Here is a 21,282-nt window from a genome sequence, read left to right on the forward strand (position 1 = left end):
GTACCGCGCGCCCACCTCGCCGCACCACAAGTACCTTTTCCCTCATTCCGGTTCCGCCTGTTCCAGTTCCTCCTGGCAGCGCTCCAGCCACTCCAGATCGGCCTGGAGGTGCAGCATCACGCCCTCGATGAGCAGGTGCGCGACCCGGTTGTCCCTATCCTCGGACGCCGCCATCCGGGAGAGCTCCCGCAGGCTCTTGAGGTAGTGCCGGCGCTGCCTGTCGATGAGGGAGGTCCGGCCGGCGGCCCCCGCGCGGGTGGCGAGCGCCAGCTTCATGAAGAACTCGTCGCGGACCCGTGGTTCGACGGTGGCCTCCTCGAACCACACGGCCACCGTCTCCCGGCCGGCCGCGGTGATCCGGTAGGTCCGCTTGTTCGGGCGGTCCGGCTGCTCGACCTCCTCGCCCTCGATGAGGCCCGCCTTCTCCAACCGCCCCAGGGTGACGTATATCTGGCCGACGTTGGGCCGGGGGTAGGCCGCGCCCAGGAGTGCCTCCAGGGCCTGTTTGAGTTCATAGCCGTGCGCGGGTCCGCTGACCAGCAGCGCCAGGAGTGGCAACCGCACGCCTTCCCTCTCCCTGTGCCGTCGTCGCCTGTTGTCCGTGCCCGTTGTCCCTCTCCCCCGCATGGCCAACGGCTATACATCGGCGTGTTCATGGAGCCGGTACCGGGCCGGGGACACCGGGAGGCGAACGGGGCTCGGCCCGCCGTCCGCGGGACCCCGACGGCGGAGCCGCCCTCACCCTTCACCTCCGCACTCACTCGCGTACTCGCTTGCTCAGTACGGGAGTTGAGGTCCTGAGCAGGAGGAAAGCGAGAAAGAAACAGGGGCCGTTCGGTACCGGATCCCGATGTCATACTCCACAAATCCGGGCACGTATCGTTCGACTTTCGTCATTCAGTTGACACCGAAAAGATGCGGCTACCTAACATGCATGCATAACAGCAACTCGCAAGGCGCCACGCCGACTTGCGCCGTACGAAGTGGAACCGGCAGATGTTCACAGCCACCGCAGAACGCGGCCAACCGACCCCCGCCCAGGACACGGCCCAGCGCTGGTGGCGCGATGCGGTCATCTACCAGGTCTACGTGCGCAGCTTCCGCGACACCACCGGAGACGGTACCGGAGACCTCGCCGGGGTCCGCGGCGGCCTCCCCTACCTCAAGAGGCTCGGCGTGGACGGGATTTGGCTGAGCCCGTTCTTCCCGTCCCCGCAGCACGACCACGGCTACGACGTGGCGGACTACCGCGAGGTGGACCCGACCTACGGCGACCTCGACGAGTTCGACCACCTGGTGGCCGACGCCCACCGGCTCGGCCTGAAGGTGCTGCTGGACATCGTCCCCAACCACTGCTCCAGCGAACACCCCTGGTTCCAGGCGGCGTTGGAGGAGGGCCCGGGCGGCCCGTCCCGTGCACTCTTCCACTTCGCGGACGGCCTCGGGGAGAGCGGCGAGCTGCCGCCCAACAACTGGCGGGCGATGTTCGGCGGGCCCGCCTGGTCCCGTGTCACCGAGGAGGACGGCACTCCGGGCCAGTGGTACCTCCACATGTTCACGCCCGAACAGCCCGACCTGAACTGGCGCAACCCCGATGTCGCGGCCGACTTCGACAAGGTGCTGCGCTTCTGGCTGGACCGCGGGGTGGACGGCTTCCGCATCGACGTGGCCGCCGGGCTCTTCAAGCACCCCGAACTCCCCGACTCCCCCGACCCGGCGGCCGACGAGCGCACCCGCGACTCGGTCAATCCGCTGGCCTGGAACCAGCCCGAGGTGCACCAGGTGTGGCGCGACTGGCGGGCGCTGTGCGAGGAGTACACCGCCCGGGACGGCCACGACCGGCTGCTGGTGGGCGAGGTCTCGGTGCGCACCCCGGGCGAGCAGGCCGCGTACGTCCGGCCGGACGAGCTGCACCAGGCGTTCTTCTTCCACCTGCTGACCGCGCGCTGGGACGTCGACCTCTTCCGCGGGGTGATCTCCGAGGCGCTGACCGACATCGCGGACACCGGTTCCACCGTCACCTGGGTGCTCAACAACCACGACCAGGTCCGCACCGTCACCCGCTACGCCGGCGGACCGGGCACCCCGGAGGCCGCGTTGGGGCCGGCCCGGGCCCGTGCCGCGGCGCTGCTGATGCTGGCCCTCCCCGGCGCCGCATACGTCTACCAGGGCGAGGAGTTGGGCCTGCCCGAGGTCGACGACCTGCCGGACGAGGTGCTCACCGACCCGATCTTCCACCGCACGGGCAGCCGGCAGCACGTCCGGGACGGCTGCCGGGTGCCGCTGCCCTGGTCGGGCGAGGCCGCCCCGTACGGCTTCAGTACGGGCGAGGCGGCACGGACGTGGCTGCCGCAGCCCGTGGCGTTCGCCGGGCACACCGCGGAGCGGGCGGTGGCCGACACCGGGTCCTTCTGGCATCTCTACCGCGAGGCGCTCCAGCTGCGCCGGGGCCTTCCCCAGCTCGGTGACGGCACGCTGCGCTGGCTGGAGTCGGCGCCGCAGGTGTTGGCGTTCGAACGCGGCGACGGCCTGGTGTGCGCGGTGAACTTCGGCACCGCGTCGGTGCCCGCCCCGGTGCCCGGCGTGCCGCTGCTGGCCAGTGGGGACTGCCCGGCCGGGACACTCCCCGGGGCCACGGCCGCGTGGTGGATGGCCCCGGCCCGGCCGATGCTGCCGTAGGCGGGCGGGAGTTCGAGCCCCGGTGCGGTGTGGCGCCGGGGCCGGATCGGGACGGGGCGGCCGCAGGCTTGGCGACGGCTGGTGAACGGCGGCCCGCGAACGGCGGGTTGTCGGCGTCCCGACAACGGACCGCGGGGTGCGGGGACATGACAGCACCGAGTGGGCGACGGACACCCCGAGGCGCAATGCCCTCGATGTCCGGTTGGCGAATGTCACACCGGGTCGCTCTTCTCCCCTCGGCCGATCGCCCTCCATTCTGGCGGGGTGCCCGTCATCGGGCACCGGGCGTCGCTTGGTCGCCGCAGCCGGTGGGATACCGGGCGGGCTCCCCAGGGGAGCCGGGCGGGCGGCGCCGCAGCGGGACAGGAAACCCCTCATGCACGGATCACCCGGCACTCGCCGCACCCGCCGCGGGCTGGCCGCCCTGATCGCCGCCGGAGCGGCGCTCACGGTCTGCGGCGCGGCGCCCCCCGCCTCGGCGAGCACCGACAGCGCCACCGTGGGCGGCGCCGAGGTCGTCTGCACCTCCGACCGGCCGGGCCTGGCCCTCGCCCTGTCCCACGACCTCGCCGGCGCACTCCAGGGGCGCCAGGGCACCTCGGCGGTCGCCCTCTACGACCGGACCTCCGACACCAGCTGCGCGTTCCAGGCGGACACCCCCTTCGACTCCGCGAGCGTGGTCAAGGTCACCGTCCTCGGGGCGCTGCTGCGGCAGACGGAGGAGGCGCACCGCGCGCTGACGGCGCACGAGGTCGCGCTGACCACCGCCATGATCACCAAGTCCGACAACGCCTCGACCGACGCCCTGTGGCACCAGGTCGGGCGGTCCGGGGTGCAGCATTTCCTGGACCTGGCGGGCATGCGGAACACGGTGCCCGGGCCCGGCGACGCCTGGGGTCTGACCCAGATCACCGCCGCCGACCAGCTCACCCTGATGCGCCTGCTGGCCTCGGACAACGACGCGCTCGACCCGACGTCCCGCACCTACGCCCTCGACCTCATGCGGCGGGTCGTCCCCGAGCAGCGGTGGGGCGTGCCGGCGGGTGCACCCGCCTCGGCGACCGCGCACCTCAAGAACGGCTGGCTGCCGCGCGCCGACCAGGGTTGGCGGGTGCACAGCGTCGGTTCGTTCACCGGCGGCGGCAACGACTACGCGATGGTCGTCCTCTCCAGCGGCAGCGACACCATGGGCCACGGGGTGGCCACGGTGGAGGCGGCGGCGAAGGTCATCCACCGGGATCTGGCGGCGGGCGGCGGGTAGTTCGGGACAGCCGGTACGCGCACACAGGGGACGAGCCGAACGTCAGGGGAGGGGCAGCATCTCATCGTCAACTGATGGTTGACGTTCGGGAGATCGTCAACCTATGGTTGACGCATGACAGAACCCATCCGTACGACGCATCCGATCCGCCTCGACGACCTGATCGAGGCCATCAAGAACAACCGCTCGGACGTACTGGAGCAGCTCTCCGACGCCGTGATCGCCGCGGACCACCTCGGCGAGGTGGCCGACCACCTCATCGGGCACTTCGTGGACCAGGCCCGGCGCTCGGGCGCGTCCTGGACCGACATCGGCAAGAGCATGGGCGTCACCAAGCAGGCCGCCCAGAAGCGCTTCGTCCCCAAGGACCCGGCCGGCGGGTCGGACCTCAGTCCCGGCCAGGGCTTCAGCCGGTTCACCGAGCGGGCCCGGAACGTCGTGGTGGCGGCGCAGAACGAGGCCCACGCGGCGCACAACGACGAGATCCGCCCCGAGCACCTGGCGCTCGGCCTGCTCCGCGAGCCGGAGGCGCTCGCCGTCCGGGCCATCGCCGCCCAGGGCGTGACCGAGGAGGCGCTCCGCGAGGCGATGACCGCGGCGCTGCCGCCGGCGGCCGACGCCCTGCCCGCCCTCACCCCGTTCGACGCCCAGTCCCGGAAGGCACTGGAACTCACCTACCGGGAGGCCCTGCGGCTGGGCCACAACTACATCGGCACCGAACACCTCCTGCTGGCCCTGCTGGAGCAGGAGAACGGCTCCGGCCCGCTCAGCGACCTCGGCATCGACAAGGCGGCCGCCGAGGCGTTCATCACCAAGGAGCTGGCCGCGATCCTCGCCGCCCGTAAGGAGCAGTAGCCGCACCCGTCCAGGGGGGCGGGGGCTCCGCGGCGGGAACCGTGGAGCCCCCCGCCCCTCCCCACCTGACGCCACGTCAGTCGTCGTCCTGCCCCAGTTGCAGATCCCGTTCGGTCCGTCCGCCGCCCGCCAGCCGCAGGACGGTGGCGACCGGCGGGTATCCGGCCGCGATCACCGTGTACTCGCCGGCCGAGAGGTCCACGAAGCGGAAGAGCCCGTCGGCGCCGGTGGTCGCGGTGTCGACGACGTTGCCCCCGGCGTCGAGGAGGGTGACCCGGGCGTCCTCGACGGGGCGCCCACCGCCGGCCCGCACGGTGCCGCGCAGCACCGCGCCGCCGGCGAGCTCGACGTCCTGGCGGGTCTCGCGGGACGCCTGGACGGTGACCGACAGCGCGGCCGGCCGGAACGCGGGGGCGCTGGCGGCGAGGGTGTACTCGCCGGCCACCAACTCCCCGAGGGCATAGGTTCCTTCGCGTCCGCTGCGGGTGCTGGCGACGACCTCGCCGCGGACGTCGGTGAGGGTGACCGCGGCCTCCCGGACCGGTGCGCCGCCGGCGGTGGTGACCGTGCCGGCGAGCCGTCCGGCGCCGCCGAGGACCACGTCCAGCTCCACCGGGCGTTCGCCGACGGTCACCGCGACGGCCTGTGGCTGGTGCCCGCCGGCCGCCGCGATCAGGACGTAGGCGCCGGCCCCGGGGGTGCTCAGCGCGTACCGGCCGTCCTCCTCGGTGGCGCCGCGGCCGACCTGCCGTCCGGCGGCGTCGATAAGGGTGAGCGCGGCGCGCGGCACGACGCTGCCGTCATGGTGCCGGACGGTGCCGCACACCGGGACGCCGGCCGCGGTGGGCCCGTCGGGCGCGGCGGCCGCAGGCGGCATGGCGTGGGCGGCCCGCCCGGTGGCCCAACTGCCGCCGGGGCCCGCGGAGTCGATGGTGATGCCGACGGTGGCGTCCGCCGTGGTGCCGTCGATTCCGTCGGCCGTGGCGCCGGCGGCGGAGCGAGCCGGTGGCACCGCGGCACCTGCGGGGGCGCCGTACGGCGGTGGCGGGGTCTGCGGGGCCTGTCGAGCGTGGGACACCAGGGGGTCCCCTTTCCGGAAGAGGGCGAGCAGGAAGCCCAGGACGAGGACCGGCGCGAGAAAGAGGGAGCTCCGCGGCATGGCCGTCGCGGCGGCGTAGCCGTCCCGTAGTGCGGTGGGCAGGGCCGCTGCCACCGGTGAGAGGAGCGGCACGGGGTCCGGCAGCCGGGCGGCGAGGTGGCCGGCGAGCAGCACGGCGGCGAGGCCGGCGCCGACGGTGCCGGCGAGGCGCCGCAGGCAGGCGACCGCGCCGGCCGCGTCCGGGTCGGGTACGGCGGCGCGGACGGCGAGCACCAGCACCGGCAGCACCAGTCCGAGGCCCAGCCCGAGGACGCCGGTCCAGAAGCCGAGGGCCGGGCGCGCGGCGTCCGGCCGCAGAGCGCACAGCCGCCACAGGCCCACCGCGGCCACCGCGCAGCCCAGGATCGGGAGGACCGCGCCGTGACCGGTGCAGCGGACCAGCGGGCCGGTGGTGAGCGCGGCCGCCACCAGCGTTCCCGTCAGGGGCAGCATCAGCAGACCGGACGCGGTGGCGGTGGTGCCGCCGGCCGCTTGGAGGAAGGCCGGGAGGTGGCGCACCGTCCCGTAGAGGGCGAGGGCGAGGGCGGCGCCCACGAGGCCGGTGGGGCCGGCAAACGTGGCGCGGAGCAGGTGCGGCGGGATCAGTGGCGCGGCGGCGCGGCGTTCGGCGAAGAGGAAGAGCGCCACGGTGACCGGGGCCCCGGCGGCCAGGGCGAGGATCACCGGCGCGTCCCAGGGGTGACGGACGAAGGCCGGCAGGATCAGGCAGAGGGCGAACGCGGTGAGCAGCAGCGCGCCGGCGAGGTCCGGCCGGGGGCGGGCGGCGGGGCGGGGCAGCCGGATCGCCGCCGCGGCCGCGAAGAGGACCAGGAGGCCGATCGGGACGTTGAGGGTGAGGCACCAGCGCCAGGCACCGTGGTCGGCGCAGTAGCCGCCCACCAGGGGGCCGGCCAGGAGGCCGGCGGCGTACGTGCCGCCGACCGCGGCGGTACGGCGGCCGCGTGCCCCTGGCGGAGCGCTCTCGGCGAGGACCGCGTGGGCGCAGGCCAGCAGTCCGCCGGCGCCGAAGCCCTGGACGGCCCGGTAGGCGACCAGCGCGGTCATGGAGTGCGCGGTGCCGGCCAGTCCGGAGCCGGCGGTGAAGACCAGGAGCGCGAGGAGGAAGCCGGCCTTCCGGCCGAGGTGGTCGGCGAACTTCCCGTTGAGCGGCAGTCCGAGGGCCGACGCCAGGAGGTGGGCGGTGACCACCCAGGTCGCCGCGGGGCCGCCGGGGAGTTCACCGGCGATCGCCGGGAGCGCGGGGACGACGGCGGTCTGGCCCAGGGCCGCGGGCAGCAGTGCCGCCAGCAGGACGGGCCGGGCCGCCGTTACCGGGCGGGCGCCGGGCGGCTGCGGCGGGTCGTCGTGGGGTGCCGGTTCGGCCGGCTCCGGCTCGCGCTTCGGGGCCGCGGTCGCTTCGACGGCGGGTGCCCCGGGAGGCCGGTCGCGTTCGCTCAGGGTGGTCCCGCCCACGTCCTGCTCCCCTTCGTCACGCTGCTGCGGGCGCCCATTTCTCGCACCGGGCGACAACAGCGATCAACCGAGGAGGATCGGCACAGGGTGGGCGGGAACGGACGTCAAGTGCCGTGTACGGGGCGGCTCTTGGGCTCCCATCAGGGGTTTCCGGCCGGCGGGCCGCCCGCGGACCGGACGGCTCCACGCGAGGAAAACCACCCGATCCGGTGAGCATGAAAACACCCCGACCGGTTTACGGGACGCCGCTTCTCACTTCTCCATGTGGGCCGCGAGATTGGCGAGGAGCGCGTCATGGATGCGGGCCAGCCCCTTGGGGGCGAAGGTCCGCTCGAAGAAGCCGCCGATGCCGCCGGCGCCCTGCCAGGTGGTGGTGACGACGACCTTGGCGCGGCTCTCCCCGGCCGGGGTGACGACCCAGGTGGTCACCATCGAGGAGTTGCGGTCCTTCTCCACCAACTGGCCGTCGGTGGGCTCGTCCACCTCCAGCAGGCAGTCGCGGACCCGCTTGCTGGTGGCCTGGAGCTTCCAGTGGACGAGGGTGCCCTTGCCGTCGCCGCCCTCGCGGACCTCGTACTCGCTGTAGTGCTCGGGCAGCAGCTGCCGACGCGTGCCGCTGTAGTCGGCGAGGGCGTCGAACACGTCCTCCGGGTCCGCCGCGATCTCGCGCTGCGTGATGGCCTCTACCTGCCCCATGTGTGTCTTCCTCCAGTAGTCGGCTGCCGGACCTGAGTGCGCCGCCAACCTGCGGTGCGCGCGGCCAAGCCAACCACCACTGGGCAGCGGGCCCAAATCCGGGTTGACACCCTCGACGCGAACAGGTGTTCTATTATCGAGGTGGGGGCTCGCCAGGATCACAACAGGAGGCCCGATGCGCTGGGACAAACTGAGAGAAGGCCCGTCCGCGCTGTTCGGCACGGATGTCGTCACCCGAACGGTGGACACCCCCGAGTTCCGCGGCATCACCTTCCACGAGGTGCGCGCCCGCTCGATCGTCAACCGCGTGCCGGGCGCCTCCCGTATGCCGTTCGAATGGACCGTGAACCCGTATCGCGGGTGCAGTCACGCCTGCGTCTACTGCTTCGCACGCAAGACGCACAGCTATCTGGACCTCGACACCGGCCTCGGCTTCGACTCGCAGATCGTGGTCAAGATCAACGCCCCGGAGCTGCTGCGCCGGGAGCTGGCCGCGCCCCGCTGGCGCGGCGACCACATCGCGATGGGCACCAACGTCGACTGCTACCAACGGGCCGAGGGCCGCTATCAGTTGATGCCCGGCATCATCACCGCGCTGCGGGACCGCGCCAACCCGTTCTCGATCCTCACCAAGGGCACGCTGATCCTGCGCGACCTGGAGTTGCTGCGGCAGGCCGCCGAGGTCACCGACGTCGGCATCTCGGTCTCCGTCGGCTTCCTGGACCAGGCACTGTGGCGGACGGTCGAGCCGGGCACGCCCGCGCCCGGGCGGCGGCTCGACGTGGTGCGGACCCTCACTGCCCACGGCATCCCCTGCGGGGTGCTGATGGCGCCGGTGCTCCCGTTCCTGTCCGACACGCCGGAGCAGCTGCGGGCCACGGTGCGGGCCGTCGCACAGGCCGGCGCCGGCTCGGTCACACCGCTGGTGCTTCATCTGCGGCCCGGCGCCCGCGAGTGGTTCCTGGCCTGGCTGGGCCGGCACCACCCGCAACTGGTGTGCCGCTACGAGGCACTGTACGGGGGCGGCTCCTACGCCCCCACGTGGTACCAGCGCCGGATCACCCGGCAGGTCCACGAGCTGGCCGCCGAGTACGGCCTCGGACCGTCCCGGCCGGGCGGATCACGGCGGATCCCCCCGAAGACCGAGGAACCGGCCGGGGCCGAGGAGACGGCCCAACACGGGCTGCAGGCCACGCAGTTGACGCTGCTGTAGCGCCGTGTCCGGCTTCTCAGGCGCCGGTGGCGGCCGCGGGCGGGGCGGTGTCCAGGGCGCGGGCCAGGCGGTCGCGGGCGGCCGTCTGGGCGGCGATCCGGCGGTCGAGGACGGCGAGCCGCTCACGGGCGATCCGCAGGCCCTCCGGGGAGGGCGGCGCGGTGGACAGGTCGCCGTCCAGGCAGCCCCGGAAGCAGGCGACGTCGGCGAGGGTGAGGCCGGCGTCGAGGAGGTACCTGATGTTGCGGACCCGGACGGCGGCGCGGTCGTCATAGACCCGGTAGCCGTTCGCCGCCCGCCGCGAGCCGATCAGGCCCTCGCTCTCGTACTTGCGCAGCGCCCGCGGCGACACCCCCGTGCGGTCCGCCAGCTCTCCGATCCGCACGGATCGCCTCCTGTCCTACGGGCCGGTCCGCGGCGCGCCCGGCCGCTCCTTCCGGCCCGGGCGTACGCTACCGGCCCCGTTCAGCCGACCACCGCGCCCCCGTCCACCGGGAGGATCACCCCGGTCACGAAGGCCGCTTCCGGGGCGGCGAGGCGGGTGACGGCCCAGGCCACCTCCTCGGGGCGGCCGATGCGGCCCATCGGGGTGTGCTCGATCTGCCAGGCGCGCACCGCCGCCCGGCGTTCCGGGGTCCAGCCCTGGTGGTCCGCGATCGGGGTGTCGATCGCACCGGGCGCCACGCCCACCACCCGCACGCCGCGCGGTGCCAGCTCCACCGCCCAGCTGCGGGTGAGGAGTTCGAGGCCGGTCTTGGTGGCGGCGTAGACGGAGTTGCCGGGCCAGCCGCGCTGGCCGACCGAGGTGCTGATGTTCACCACGACCCCGCCGGCGCGCTCCAGAGAGGGCAGCGCCTCCTGGGTCAGCAGGACGGGCGCGATCAGATTGGTCGCCATCTGGGGCGCCATGGACTCCTTGGTGTGGCTGCCGAGCGCTCCGCTGCCGACCACCGCGGCGTTGTTGACCAGGACGTCCAGCCGGCCGTAGGTCTCCACGGCGTGCCGGACGACGGCCTCGGGCACGCCGTCCGCGGTGATGTCGGCGGCGTACGGGGTGATCTCGCCGTCGGTGCCGGCGGCGAGGGCGGCGGTCTCCGCCAGTGGACCGGGGCGGCGGCCCACGGCCACCACACGCGCACCTTCCGCGGCGAACGCGCGGGCGGTGGCCCGGCCGATGCCGGTGCCGGCCCCGGTGATGACGACGACCCGGTGCGGGGCGTGCGGGGCGTGGATGGTCTCCAGAGGTGTGTGTGCCATGTGGGGAGTCTCGAACCCTGCCCCCAGGGGCAAGGTCAAGCGCCGCGTCCGGAGGGCGGCCGTCCGGCGGGATATCCGATTGACCGGTGTCCACCGGGTCTTCGACCCTCTGTGGCATGGACCGGACCGGGGAGGCGGACATGGCGGGGGCCGAAGTGCGGGGTGCGGACGGGGCTCGGGAGGGGACGGACGGGCGGCCGCCGCGGGGAGTGCGGATACGGGATATGACGGAGACCGATGTCGACGGGGTCTCGGCGGTGCGGGTCCGCGGCTGGCAAGCGGCTTACCGGGGGCTGATGCCGCAGGCGTATCTGGACGCGTTGAGCGTGGCGGAGGACGCCCGCAAGCGCCGGGAGCGGTTCGCGCGCCGTCGGCCCGAGGCGTGGCAGCTGGTGGCGGAGCGGGGCGGTGAGGTCGTGGGCTGGCTGGCCGCCGGACCCGCCCGGGACGCCGATCTCGCGCCGGACGGCGGTCTGCCGGCCGAAGCACCGCCCGCGGCCGAGCTGATGGCGCTCTACGTGGCGCCCGCGCTGATCGGGAGGGGTGTCGGCCGGGCGCTGCTGTCGGCCGGGACGGCCCGGGCCGGGGCCCGCGGGTTCGGCACGCTGTCGCTGTGGATGGTCCGGGGCAACGACCGCGCCCGGCGGCTCTACGAGCGGGCCGGTTTCGCGCCGGACGGGGCCGAGGAGGCGTACGACGTGGGCGGATGGCGCGTCCCGGAGCTGCGCTACCGGCGCCCACTCCCGTGAGCCGGCGGTCCGCGCCCGCTCTTCAACCGGCCGGCCCGGTGCCGTCCGCCTTTCCCGCCGCGCCCTCGGCCGCCGGACCGGCCGGGCCCGCCGCGGGCGGGTCCTCGTGGACGCCCAGCCGGGCCAGGGACGCGGCGGCCGCCGCGGCGAGCCGGGGGTGGCCGGTGGCCGCCCGCAGCGCCGGGACCGCCCGTTTGTCGCCGAGGGCTCCCAGGCCCTCCACACAGGCCAGCGCCACCCGCCAGTACGGGGTGTGCGGGGTCAACAGCCGTTCCAGGGTGGCGATCAGGGCGGGGGCGGACTGCGGGGCGCGCAGCTCGACGAGCAGCCGGACGGGGTGCAGGGCGTAGGCGGTGCGCAGCGGGTTGGTGGCGAGGGCGGCCGCGGCGCGGGCGGTGCGGGGGTCGTTGAGCCTGCCGAGGGCGTGCGCGGCGGTGGCGCAGCGGACCGGTTCGCGGTAGTTGAGCAGTAAGACCAGGGTCTCGAAGGCGCGCTTGTCGCCGGCGCAGCCGAGGATGAAGGCGGCGATCTCCCGGGCCCACAGGGGGCGCTCCACCGCGGTCAGCATCCGGGCGAGTTCCTCGCGTCCGGCGGGGCTGTTCTTGCGGGCCAGCCCGAGCAGCCGCTCGTAGGCGACCAGATCCTGCGGGGAACGGAGTTCGGCCCGCACCCGGTCCGTCAACTCGTGGAATTCGTCTTCCATTTGCCGCTCCCCTCCTGCCGGCCGCCCTGGTTCGCAGGGCGTGGCCGGCACCACAACCTAATGACCCGCATTACCCCTGGCGCTGCGGTTACCCACGGGTTAACCTGCTGGAACGAGCAGCACCCCTGCTCGGGCGGCCTGGTGACGCAGCCGCCGGAGTGTGACGTCGGTTCGGCACACCACCCAGCACCACCGTCCGCGCGGGCACGGCAGCCCGCGTGACGACATCCTCACAGCACGCCCCTCAGGGGGGAAGCGCCACGGCCTCGGGACAGGGCCCGCAGCGCTCCTCCACCGCAGGCGCTGCCCGCAGTGCCGTGGCTTTCCGCGGCCCTTCTGCCGCCGGTCGGCCACGAGTCGCCGCACGGACGCACCGATGCGCCTCAACCCCTCAGTCGTCACGTTCTCCCCTGCCGCAGGGGAACACCTCCAGGAGTCTCGCGATGGGCCGTCCGTCCACCCCTGATCCCGCCACTGCCCCCTCCACCGCATCCGCCGCGGCGCCGTCCGCCGCGCCCGCCTCCCCGGCTCTCGCCACCATCGCCGTCGTCGGCCTGGGCACCATGGGCACCGGCATCACCGAGGTGCTGACCCGGGCCGGCCGCGAGGTCGTCGGCATCGACACCGACGAGGCCGCGGCGCGCCGGGCGCGCGCCGCCCTCGAAGCCACCACCGCCCGCGCCGTCCAGCGCGCGCGCATGACCGAACGGGAGCGCCAGGACGCGCTGTCCCGCTTCCGCACGTTCGGCGACCTCCAGGCAGCCCGGGACGCCGACCTCGTCATCGAGGTGGTGCCGGAGGACTACGAGCTCAAGCGCGAGGTCTTCGCCGCGCTGGACGGCATCGTCCGCCCCGACACCATCCTCGCCACCGGCACCAACGCGCTGTCGGTGACCCGGCTCGCCGCCGACTCGCTGCGCCCCGAGCGGGTGCTCGGCCTCCACTTCTTCAACCCGGCCCCGGCCATGAAGCTGGTCGAGGTGGTCTCCTCGGTGCTGACCGCGCCGACCGCCGTCGCGGCCGTCACCGCCCTCGCCCACGAGCTGGGCAAGGACCCGATCGCGGTGGGCGACCGCCCCGGCTTCGTCGCCGACGGCCTGCTCTTCGGCTACCTCAACCAGGCCGCCGCGATGTACGAGTCGAAGTACGCCACCCGCGAGGACATCGACGCGGCGATGCGGCTCGGCTGCGGCCTGCCGATGGGCCCGCTGGCACTGCTCGACCTGATCGGCGTGGACACCGCCCGCACGGTCCTGGAGGCCATGTACGCCGAGTCCCGCGACCGGCTGCACGCGCCCGCGCCGATCCTCGGCCAGCTCGCCGACGCGGGCCTGACCGGCCGCAAGGCGGGCCGCGGCTTCTACACCTACGAGGCACCCGGCTCCGCGACGGTCGTGCCGGACGCCCACACCCCCGCCGCAGACGGTGCCGACGGCGGCGCGACGGCCGGCCGCCCGGTCCGCAGCGTCGGCGTCGCCGGCTCCGGGACGATGGCCAGCGGCATCGCCGAGGTCTTCGCCAAGGCCGGCTTCACGGTCGTGCTGGCCGCCCGCGGCCAGGAGAAGGCGGAGCGGGCCAAGGAGCGGATCGCGAAGTCGCTGGCCCGCTCGGTGGACAAGGGCCGGCTGACCGCCGAGGCGCGCGACGCGACGCTGGCCGCGATCACCCCGGCCGGCTCGCTGGACGCCTTCGCCGACGTCGACCTGGCGGTGGAGGCGGTGGCCGAGGACCTGGCCGTCAAGCAGCAGCTGTTCCGCACACTGGACAAGGTCTGCAAGCCGGGCGCCGTGCTGGCCACCACCACCTCGTCCCTGCCGGTCGTCGCCTGCGCCCGCGCCACCTCGCGCCCGCAGGACGTCATCGGGATGCACTTCTTCAACCCCGCCCCGGCCATGAAGCTGGTCGAGGTGGTCCGCACCGTCCTGACCGGCGACGACGTGCACGCCACGGTCCGCGCGGTCTGCGCCAAGGTCCGCAAGCACCCGGTGGACTGCGGCGACCGGGCCGGTTTCATCGTCAACGCGCTGCTGTTCCCGTACCTGAACAACGCGGTCAAGATGGTCCAGGAGCACTACGCCTCCCTCGACGACATCGACGCCGCGATGAAACTGGGCGGCGGCTACCCGATGGGGCCGTTCGAGCTGCTGGACGTGGTCGGCCTGGACGTCTCGCTCGCCATCGAGAAGGTGCTGCACGCCGCCTTCCGCGACCCGGGGCTGGCCCCGGCGCCGCTGCTGGAGCACCTCGTCGCGGCGGGCTGCCTGGGTCGGAAGACCGGTCGCGGCTTCCGTGAGTACGCCCGGCGCTGACGCGCGGCGGCGCCCCCGGGACCGGGGCGGGTGGGGCGGGCTGCTGGAGCCGCCCGGCGCCCGCCCCGGCGCCCCGCCGCAGGTCACGGGGGCCCGAGCGGTATCCCATGCCGCAGGCCGCGAGAATATGCAGTACCTTCCCCACATGTCCCAGCCCGCTCGCCCGCAGTCCTCCGACGCCTCCGGCCCGCCCACCCCCGGCACCCGCCGGGCGGCCGCCCAACGTCTCAAAATGCGCCGCGAACTGTCGGCCGCCGCCATGGAACTGTTCGCGACGAAGGGCTACGAGGCCACCACGGTCGACGAGATCGCGGCCGCCGCGGGCGTCGCCCGGCGCACCTTCTTCCGCCACTTCCGCTCCAAGGAAGAGGCGATCTTCCCCGACCACGACGACACGCTGGTGCGCGCCGAGGCCGTCCTGGACGCCGCCCCGCCGCACGAGAACCCCCTCGACACGGTCTGCCGCGGCATCAAGGAAGTCATGCGGATGTACGCGTCCGCCCCGGCGGTGTCCGTGGCCCGTTACCGCCTCACCCGCGAGGTACCCACCCTCCGGGAGGCCGAGATCGCCTCGGTGGCCCGCTACGAGCGGCTGTTCACCCGCTATCTCCTGGGCCACTTCGACGAGGGCGCGCACCGCGAGGGCGACGACGACCCGCTGCTCGCCGAGGTCGCCGCGTCCGCCGTGGTCACCGCGCACAACCACGTCCTGCGCCGCTGGCTGCGGGCCGGCGCGGAGGGCGACGTCGAGACGCAGCTGGACCACGCCTTCGAGATCGTCCGGGAGACCTTCGGCGCGGGCATCGGCGCGGGCCGGGCGACCTCCGCGGAGACGCCTGCGGCGACGGTCTCCCGGGAGGGCGAGGTACTGGTCACGGTCGCCCGCACGGACGCCCCGCTCGACGAGGTCATGCGCACCATCCGCAAGGCCCTCAAGGAACGCCACTGACCGCCTCCCGCACCGGCGGGCCCGGGCAGGATCCGCGGAGCAGCTGACGGCCCCGCCCCGCTCGTGCCATCCACGGCACGTGGCGGAGGCGAGCAGGACGGGGCCAACTCCCGGCACGCACAACACATTCAGCGCCCTGGCCCTCCACTCCGCCGCCCAGCCATGGCCGGCGTTGCGGACCCGACGGCTCGGCAGGGATCGCCCGCACTCCGCCTGATGCCCCACGCCTCATGCCTGACGCCGCACACCTCTCGCCTCACCCGAATGGCGTAAGGGACGCGCCAATACCGTCCGCGTACGAGCCGGCGCATAGCGGGATGATTCCTCCCTTCCCCGGCCGGTTCTTTGCTCATGCGTGCCCAACGCATGACATCTGAGAGAAATTCTTGGCACTCAGTGTCTTGTCGACTGGCACGCGGTGTCATACGTTGTGGGTGTCCGGGCGGCCGGCGCACCACCCAACCGTGGCGTGCCGACTGTCCCCGCAAGCACCTTGCGCGCCCGGACGCCTGCGTCACAGGCACCCCCGCGCTCACCGGCGCACATGCCAGGCACCACCGGCCGAACCGACGGCACCACCCCTCGCACCACCCCCGACGTTCCCTCAAGCCGTTCCGCAACGCGCTTCGCCGGAGGCATACCGTGAACCCGATACTCGATGCGATCCTCGCGCCGGACAGTACGCGCGAAGACTTCGCCGCCCTCCCCCTCCCCGAGTCCTACCGCGCGGTCACCGTGCACAAGGACGAGGCCGAGATGTTCGCCGGCCTCTCCACCCGTGAGAAGGACCCCCGCAAGTCGCTGCATGTCGAGGACGTGCCGGTGCCCGAACTCGGGCCGGGCGAGGCGCTGGTGGCCGTGATGGCCTCCTCGGTCAACTACAACTCCGTGTGGACCTCCATCTTCGAGCCGATGTCCACGTTCGGCTTCCTGGAGCGCTACGGGCGGCTCTCGCCGCTCACCAAGCGCCACGACCTGCCGTACCACGTCATCGGCTCGGACCTGGCCGGCGTGGTGCTGCGCACCGGTCCGGGCGTCAACGCCTGGCACCCCGGCGACGAGGTCGTCGCGCACTGCCTCTCCGTGGAGCTGGAGTCCTCCGACGGCCACAACGACACCATGCTCGACCCCGAGCAGCGGATCTGGGGCTTCGAGACCAACTTCGGCGGCCTGGCGGAGATCGCGCTGGTCAAGTCCAACCAGCTGATGCCCAAGCCGAAGCACCTGAGCTGGGAGGAGGCGGCCGCGCCGGGCCTGGTCAACTCCACCGCCTACCGGCAGCTGGTCTCGCAGAACGGCGCGGCGATGAAGCAGGGCGACAACGTCCTGATCTGGGGCGCCAGCGGCGGCCTCGGCTCGTACGCGACCCAGTTCGCGCTGGCCGGCGGCGCCAACCCGATCTGTGTGGTCTCCTCCGACCAGAAGGCGGAGATCTGCCGGAAGATGGGCGCCGAGGCGATCATCGACCGCAACGCCGAGGGCTACAAGTTCTGGAAGGACGAGCACAACCAGGACCCCAGGGAGTGGAAGCGCTTCGGCAAGCGCATCCGCGAGCTGACCGGCGGCGAGGACGTCGACATCGTCTTCGAGCACCCGGGACGGGAGACCTTCGGCGCCTCGGTGTACGTCACCCGCAAGGGCGGCACCATCGTCACCTGTGCCTCGACCTCCGGCTACCAGCACGAGTACGACAACCGCTACCTGTGGATGTCGCTGAAGCGGATCGTCGGCTCGCACTTCGCCAACTACCGGGAGGCGTGGGAGGCCAACCGGCTGATCGCCAAGGGAAAGATCCACCCGACGCTGTCGAAGACGTACCGCCTGGAGGACACTGGCCAGGCCGCCTACGACGTGCACCGCAACCTCCACCAGGGCAAGGTCGGCGTGCTGTGCCTGGCCCCCGAGGAGGGCATGGGGGTGCGCGACGAGCAGATGCGCGCCAAGCACATCGACGCCATCAACCTGTTCCGTGACGCGTAAGCGGAACGGACCGGCCACCACAGCAGGAACGTCTGAGAACCTCTGAGAGACGGACACATGACTGAGCGTCAGAAGGATCGTCCGTGGCTGATGCGGACGTACGCCGGGCACTCCACCGCCGAGGCGTCCAACGAGCTGTACCGGCGTAACCTCGCCAAGGGCCAGACCGGCCTGTCGGTCGCGTTCGACCTCCCGACGCAGACCGGGTACGACCCCGACCACGTCCTCGCCCGCGGCGAGGTCGGCCGGGTCGGGGTCCCGGTGTCCCACCTCGGTGACATGCGGCGGCTGTTCCAGGACATCCCACTGGAGCAGATGAACACCTCGATGACCATCAACGCCACCGCCATGTGGCTGCTGGCGCTCTATCAGGTGGTCGCCGAGGAGCAGGGTGCCGACATCACCAAGCTGTCCGGGACCACCCAGAACGACATCGTCAAGGAGTACCTCTCGCGCGGGACCCACGTCTTCCCGCCGGGACCGTCGCTGCGGCTGACCACCGACATGATCACGTACACGGTCAACCACATCCCCAAGTGGAACCCGATCAACATCTGCAGCTACCACCTGCAGGAGGCGGGCGCGACACCGGTCCAGGAGATCTCGTACGCGATGGCCACCGCGATCGCCGTGCTGGATGCGGTGTTCGCCTCCGGCCAGGTGCCCGAGGAGCGGCGGGGCGACGTCGTGGCCCGGATCTCGTTCTTCGTGAACGCGGGCGTCCGCTTCGTCGAGGAGATGTGCAAGATGCGCGCCTTCGGCCGCATCTGGGACAAGATCACCCGCGAGCGCTACGGCATCGAGGACCCCAAGCAGCGCCGCTTCCGCTACGGCGTCCAGGTCAACTCCCTGGGGCTGACCGAGGCGCAGCCGGAGAACAACGTCCAGCGGATCGTCCTGGAGATGCTGGCCGTCACGCTCTCCAAGGACGCCCGCGCCCGCGCCGTCCAACTGCCCGCCTGGAACGAGGCGTTGGGCCTTCCTCGACCCTGGGACCAGCAGTGGTCGCTGCGCATCCAGCAGGTCCTCGCGCACGAGTCGGACCTGCTGGAGTACGAGGACATCTTCGCCGGGTCGCACGTCATCGAGGGCAAGGTGGCGGCCCTGGTGGACGACTGCCTGGTCGAGATCGACCGGATCCAGGAGATGGGCGGCGTGATGGCGGCCGTGGAGTCCGGCTACCTGAAGTCGCAGCTGGTCTCCGCACACGCCGAGCGGCGGGCCCGGATCGAGGCCGGCGAGGAGAAGATCGTCGGCGTCAACTGCTTCGAAGGCACCGAGCCCAACCCGCTCACCGCCGATCTGGACACCGCCATCATGACGGTGGACCCGGCCAACGAGGAGCGGGTGGTGCGGTCCCTGCACACCTGGCGGGACAACCGCGACGAGCTGCGGGCCCAGGAGGCGCTCTCGGCCCTGAAGAAGGCCGCGGCAGGCGACACCAACCTCTTCCCGGCCACGCTGGAGTGCGCCCGCGCCGGGGTGACGACCGGCGAGTGGGCCTGGGCGCTGCGGGACGTCTTCGGCGAGTTCCGGGCCCCGACGGGCGTCTCGGGCGCGCCGGTCGCGGTGACCGCCGCGGAGGGCTCGCCGCTGGCGGCGGTCCGGGAGAAGGTCGCCAGGACCGCGGCCGACCTGGGCGGCGGCCGGCTGCGGCTGCTGGTCGGCAAGCCCGGCCTGGACGGGCACAGCAACGGTGCCGAGCAGATCGCGGTACGGGCCAGGGACGCCGGCTTCGAGGTGGTCTACCAGGGCATCCGGCTGACCCCGGAGCAGATCGTGGCCGCGGCGGTCGCCGAGGACGTGCACTGCGTGGGGCTGTCGATCCTGTCGGGGTCGCACGCCGCGCTGGTGCCGGACGTGCTGGAGCGGCTGCGCCGCGCCGGGGCGCCCGACCTGCCGGTCATCGTCGGCGGGATCATCCCGTCCGCGGACGCCGCGGAGCTGCGCGCGGCGGGGGTCGCCGCGGTCTTCACCCCGAAGGACTTCGGGATCACGGAGATCATCGGCCGTATCGTCGACGAGATCCGCACCGCGAACAAGCTCGACCCCCTGGAGGTCCTGGCATGACTCCGCCCGCGGAACGGCTGCGTTCGCGCCCGGCGGTTCCCGGCAGCAACCCCTGCTCGTCCGAGGCGGGCGGGACGAAGAGTTCCGGAAAGGGCCGGGCCGCCGGCATGGCCCGCACGTCCACGTTCGAAGCCCCGGAGGCATGAGCGCAATGCAGTTCGGCCGTACCTACGAAGAGTTCACCGTCGGCGATGTCTACAAGCACTGGCCGGGAAAGACGGTGACCGAATACGACGACCACCTGTTCTGCCTGCTGACCATGAACCACCATCCGCTGCACATGGACAGCAACTACGCCGAGCAGACCACCGACTTCGGAAAGAACGTGGTCGTCGGCAATTACATCTACTCGCTGCTGCTGGGCATGTCGGTGCCGGACGTCTCCGGAAAGGCCATCGCCAATCTGGAGGTCGAGTCGCTGAAGCACGTGGCGCCGACGTTCCACGGCGACACGATCTACGGCGAGACGACGGTGCTCGACAAGACGCCGTCGAAGTCCAAGTCCGACCGGGGCATCGTCCACGTCGAGACCAAGGGCTACAAGCAGGACGGCACCCTGGTCTGCGTCTTCCGCCGCAAGGTGATGGTGCCGACCGCCACCTACATCAAGGAGCGCGGCGGCGAGCAGCCCGGCCGCCCCGAGCTCAAGGCCCCCGCGGCCCGGAAGGAGAAGTGATCCCATGGCGCGTCTTGCACGGACCGAGGGCCTGACCGACATTCAGCAGGAAATCCTCTCCACCGTCCGGGATTTCGTGGACAAGGAGATCATCCCGGTCGCCACGGAGCTGGAGCACCGCGACGAATACCCGACGCAGATCGTCGAGGGCCTGAAGGAACTCGGCGTGTTCGGGCTGATGATTCCGGAGGAGTACGGCGGGCTGGGCGAGTCGCTGCTCACCTATGCGCTGACGGTCGAGGAGATCGCCCGCGGCTGGATGAGCGTCTCCGGCATCATCAACACCCACTTCATCGTGGCCTACATGCTCAAGCAGCACGGCACCCAGGAGCAGAAGGACTATTTCCTTCCGAAGATGGCGGCCGGTGAGATCCGGGGCGCCTTCTCGATGTCGGAGCCGGCGCTGGGCTCCGATGTGTCGGCGATTTCCTCCAAGGGTGTGCGGGACGGCGACGAGTACGTCCTGAACGGCCAGAAGATGTGGCTGACCAACGGCGGCTCGTCCACTCTCGTGGCGGTGCTGTGCCGCACGGACGAGGGCCACTCGGAGGGCACCGCCCCGCACAAGTCGATGACGACCTTCCTGGTGGAGAAGGAGGCGGGCTTCGGCGAGGTCCGGCCGGGCCTGACCATCCCGGGCAAGATCGAGAAGATGGGCTACAAGGGGGTCGACACCACCGAGCTGATCATGGACGGTCTGCGCATTCCGGCGGACCGGGTCCTGGGCGGCGAGACGGGACGTGGCTTCTATCACATGATGGACGGCGTCGAGGTGGGCCGGGTCAATGTGGCCGCGCGCGGCTGCGGGGTGGCCCAGCGGGCCTTCGAGCTGGGCGTGGCGTACGCGCAGCAGCGGCACACGTTCGGCAAGCCGATCGCCCAGCACCAGGCGATCCAGTTCAAACTTGCGGAAATGGCGACAAAGGTGGAGGCGGCACATGCCATGATGGTTAATGCCGCACGCAAAAAGGACTCCGGACAACGAAACGACCTTGAAGCGGGCATGGCAAAGTACCTGGCCTCCGAATACTGCAAGGAGGTGGTCGAGGACGCCTTCCGCATCCATGGCGGCTACGGCTTCTCCAAGGAGTACGAGATCGAGCGCCTCTACCGCGAGGCCCCGATGCTCCTGATCGGCGAGGGCACGGCCGAGATCCAGAAAATGATCATCGGTCGCCGGCTACTTGAGGAGTACCGTATCCAGGGCTGAACATCCCTTTTAGGGTGTTTTCCGGTAGATAAAGATCACACCCTGTCATCGTTCTTCGGCCACG

General features: G+C 72.3%; 17 protein-coding genes. 11 read left to right on the forward strand and 6 right to left on the reverse strand.

The features are described from left to right. Positions 1–42 precede the first annotated feature (42 nt). The gene (locus B073_RS0107500; RefSeq protein WP_018537462.1) at positions 43–564 is read right to left on the reverse strand and encodes a PadR family transcriptional regulator; all 522 of its coding nucleotides are present in this window, start codon (positions 562–564) and stop codon (positions 43–45) included. Between the two features lie 432 nt (positions 565–996). Here B073_RS0107500 and B073_RS0107505 point away from each other — a divergent pair, with 432 nt between their 5' ends. From B073_RS0107505 to B073_RS0107515, 3 genes are all read left to right on the forward strand, one after another. Beyond that, a complete protein-coding gene (locus B073_RS0107505) occupies positions 997–2,679 on the forward strand; it encodes a glycoside hydrolase family 13 protein (protein WP_018537463.1) in 1,683 nt (560 codons plus the stop codon). 376 nt (positions 2,680–3,055) lie between these two features. Continuing rightward, the gene (locus tag B073_RS0107510; RefSeq protein WP_018537464.1) at positions 3,056–3,940 is read left to right on the forward strand and encodes a serine hydrolase; all 885 of its coding nucleotides are present in this window, start codon (positions 3,056–3,058) and stop codon (positions 3,938–3,940) included. A gap of 114 nt (positions 3,941–4,054) precedes the next feature. Then, on the forward strand, positions 4,055–4,795 hold the full coding sequence (locus B073_RS0107515; RefSeq protein ID WP_018537465.1) for a Clp protease N-terminal domain-containing protein: 741 nt from the start codon (positions 4,055–4,057) through the stop codon (positions 4,793–4,795). 76 nt (positions 4,796–4,871) lie between these two features. On the opposite strand, the gene B073_RS0107520 is transcribed toward B073_RS0107515, so the two are convergent. Together B073_RS0107520 and B073_RS0107525 are read right to left on the reverse strand one after the other, a co-directional pair. Beyond that, positions 4,872–7,406, reverse strand: a complete 2,535-nt coding sequence (locus B073_RS0107520; protein ID WP_018537466.1) for an MFS transporter — start codon at positions 7,404–7,406, stop codon at positions 4,872–4,874. Between the two features lie 252 nt (positions 7,407–7,658). Further along, the gene (locus B073_RS0107525; protein WP_018537467.1) at positions 7,659–8,102 is read right to left on the reverse strand and encodes an SRPBCC family protein; all 444 of its coding nucleotides are present in this window, start codon (positions 8,100–8,102) and stop codon (positions 7,659–7,661) included. 175 nt (positions 8,103–8,277) lie between these two features. On the opposite strand from B073_RS0107525, the gene B073_RS0107530 reads away from it, so the two are divergent. Beyond that, positions 8,278–9,315, forward strand: a complete 1,038-nt coding sequence (locus B073_RS0107530; RefSeq protein WP_018537468.1) for an Rv2578c family radical SAM protein — start codon at positions 8,278–8,280, stop codon at positions 9,313–9,315. A gap of 16 nt (positions 9,316–9,331) precedes the next feature. On the opposite strand, the gene B073_RS0107535 is transcribed toward B073_RS0107530, so the two are convergent. After that, complete coding sequence (locus B073_RS0107535; protein ID WP_018537469.1) at positions 9,332–9,700, reverse strand: MerR family transcriptional regulator; 369 nt, start codon at positions 9,698–9,700, stop codon at positions 9,332–9,334. An 80-nt stretch (positions 9,701–9,780) separates the two neighbouring features. Then, entirely contained in the window at positions 9,781–10,572 is a 792-nt protein-coding gene (locus B073_RS0107540; RefSeq protein WP_018537470.1) for an SDR family NAD(P)-dependent oxidoreductase, read from the reverse strand. A 224-nt stretch (positions 10,573–10,796) separates the two neighbouring features. Between B073_RS0107540 and B073_RS0107545 the strand changes: the two genes are divergently transcribed. After that, entirely contained in the window at positions 10,797–11,321 is a 525-nt protein-coding gene (locus tag B073_RS0107545) for a GNAT family N-acetyltransferase (protein ID WP_018537471.1), read from the forward strand. A gap of 22 nt (positions 11,322–11,343) precedes the next feature. On the opposite strand, the gene B073_RS0107550 is transcribed toward B073_RS0107545, so the two are convergent. Beyond that, positions 11,344–12,024: a HEAT repeat domain-containing protein gene (locus B073_RS0107550; protein ID WP_018537472.1), complete on the reverse strand. Its 681-nt coding sequence runs from the start codon at positions 12,022–12,024 to the stop codon at positions 11,344–11,346. A 443-nt stretch (positions 12,025–12,467) separates the two neighbouring features. Here B073_RS0107550 and B073_RS0107555 point away from each other — a divergent pair, with 443 nt between their 5' ends. From B073_RS0107555 to B073_RS0107580, 6 genes are all read left to right on the forward strand, one after another. Further along, positions 12,468–14,333, forward strand: a complete 1,866-nt coding sequence (locus B073_RS0107555) for a 3-hydroxyacyl-CoA dehydrogenase family protein (protein WP_018537473.1) — start codon at positions 12,468–12,470, stop codon at positions 14,331–14,333. A 145-nt stretch (positions 14,334–14,478) separates the two neighbouring features. After that, on the forward strand, positions 14,479–15,282 hold the full coding sequence (locus B073_RS0107560; RefSeq protein ID WP_018537474.1) for a TetR family transcriptional regulator: 804 nt from the start codon (positions 14,479–14,481) through the stop codon (positions 15,280–15,282). 642 nt (positions 15,283–15,924) lie between these two features. Next, positions 15,925–17,262 (forward strand): crotonyl-CoA carboxylase/reductase, encoded by a 1,338-nt coding sequence (gene ccrA / locus B073_RS0107565; protein ID WP_018537475.1) that lies wholly within the window; start codon positions 15,925–15,927, stop codon positions 17,260–17,262. 57 nt (positions 17,263–17,319) lie between these two features. Next, positions 17,320–19,332: a protein meaA gene (locus tag B073_RS0107570; RefSeq protein ID WP_026247162.1), complete on the forward strand. Its 2,013-nt coding sequence runs from the start codon at positions 17,320–17,322 to the stop codon at positions 19,330–19,332. 151 nt (positions 19,333–19,483) lie between these two features. Further along, positions 19,484–20,008, forward strand: coding sequence for a MaoC family dehydratase (locus B073_RS0107575; RefSeq protein ID WP_018537477.1), 525 nt, complete (start codon positions 19,484–19,486; stop codon positions 20,006–20,008). 4 nt (positions 20,009–20,012) lie between these two features. Next, positions 20,013–21,218 (forward strand): acyl-CoA dehydrogenase family protein, encoded by a 1,206-nt coding sequence (locus tag B073_RS0107580; protein WP_018537478.1) that lies wholly within the window; start codon positions 20,013–20,015, stop codon positions 21,216–21,218. Positions 21,219–21,282 lie beyond the last annotated feature (64 nt).

This window comes from Streptomyces sp. MspMP-M5 (assembly GCF_000373585.1).
In the GTDB taxonomy this organism is placed as follows: Bacteria; Actinomycetota; Actinomycetes; order Streptomycetales; family Streptomycetaceae; genus Streptomyces.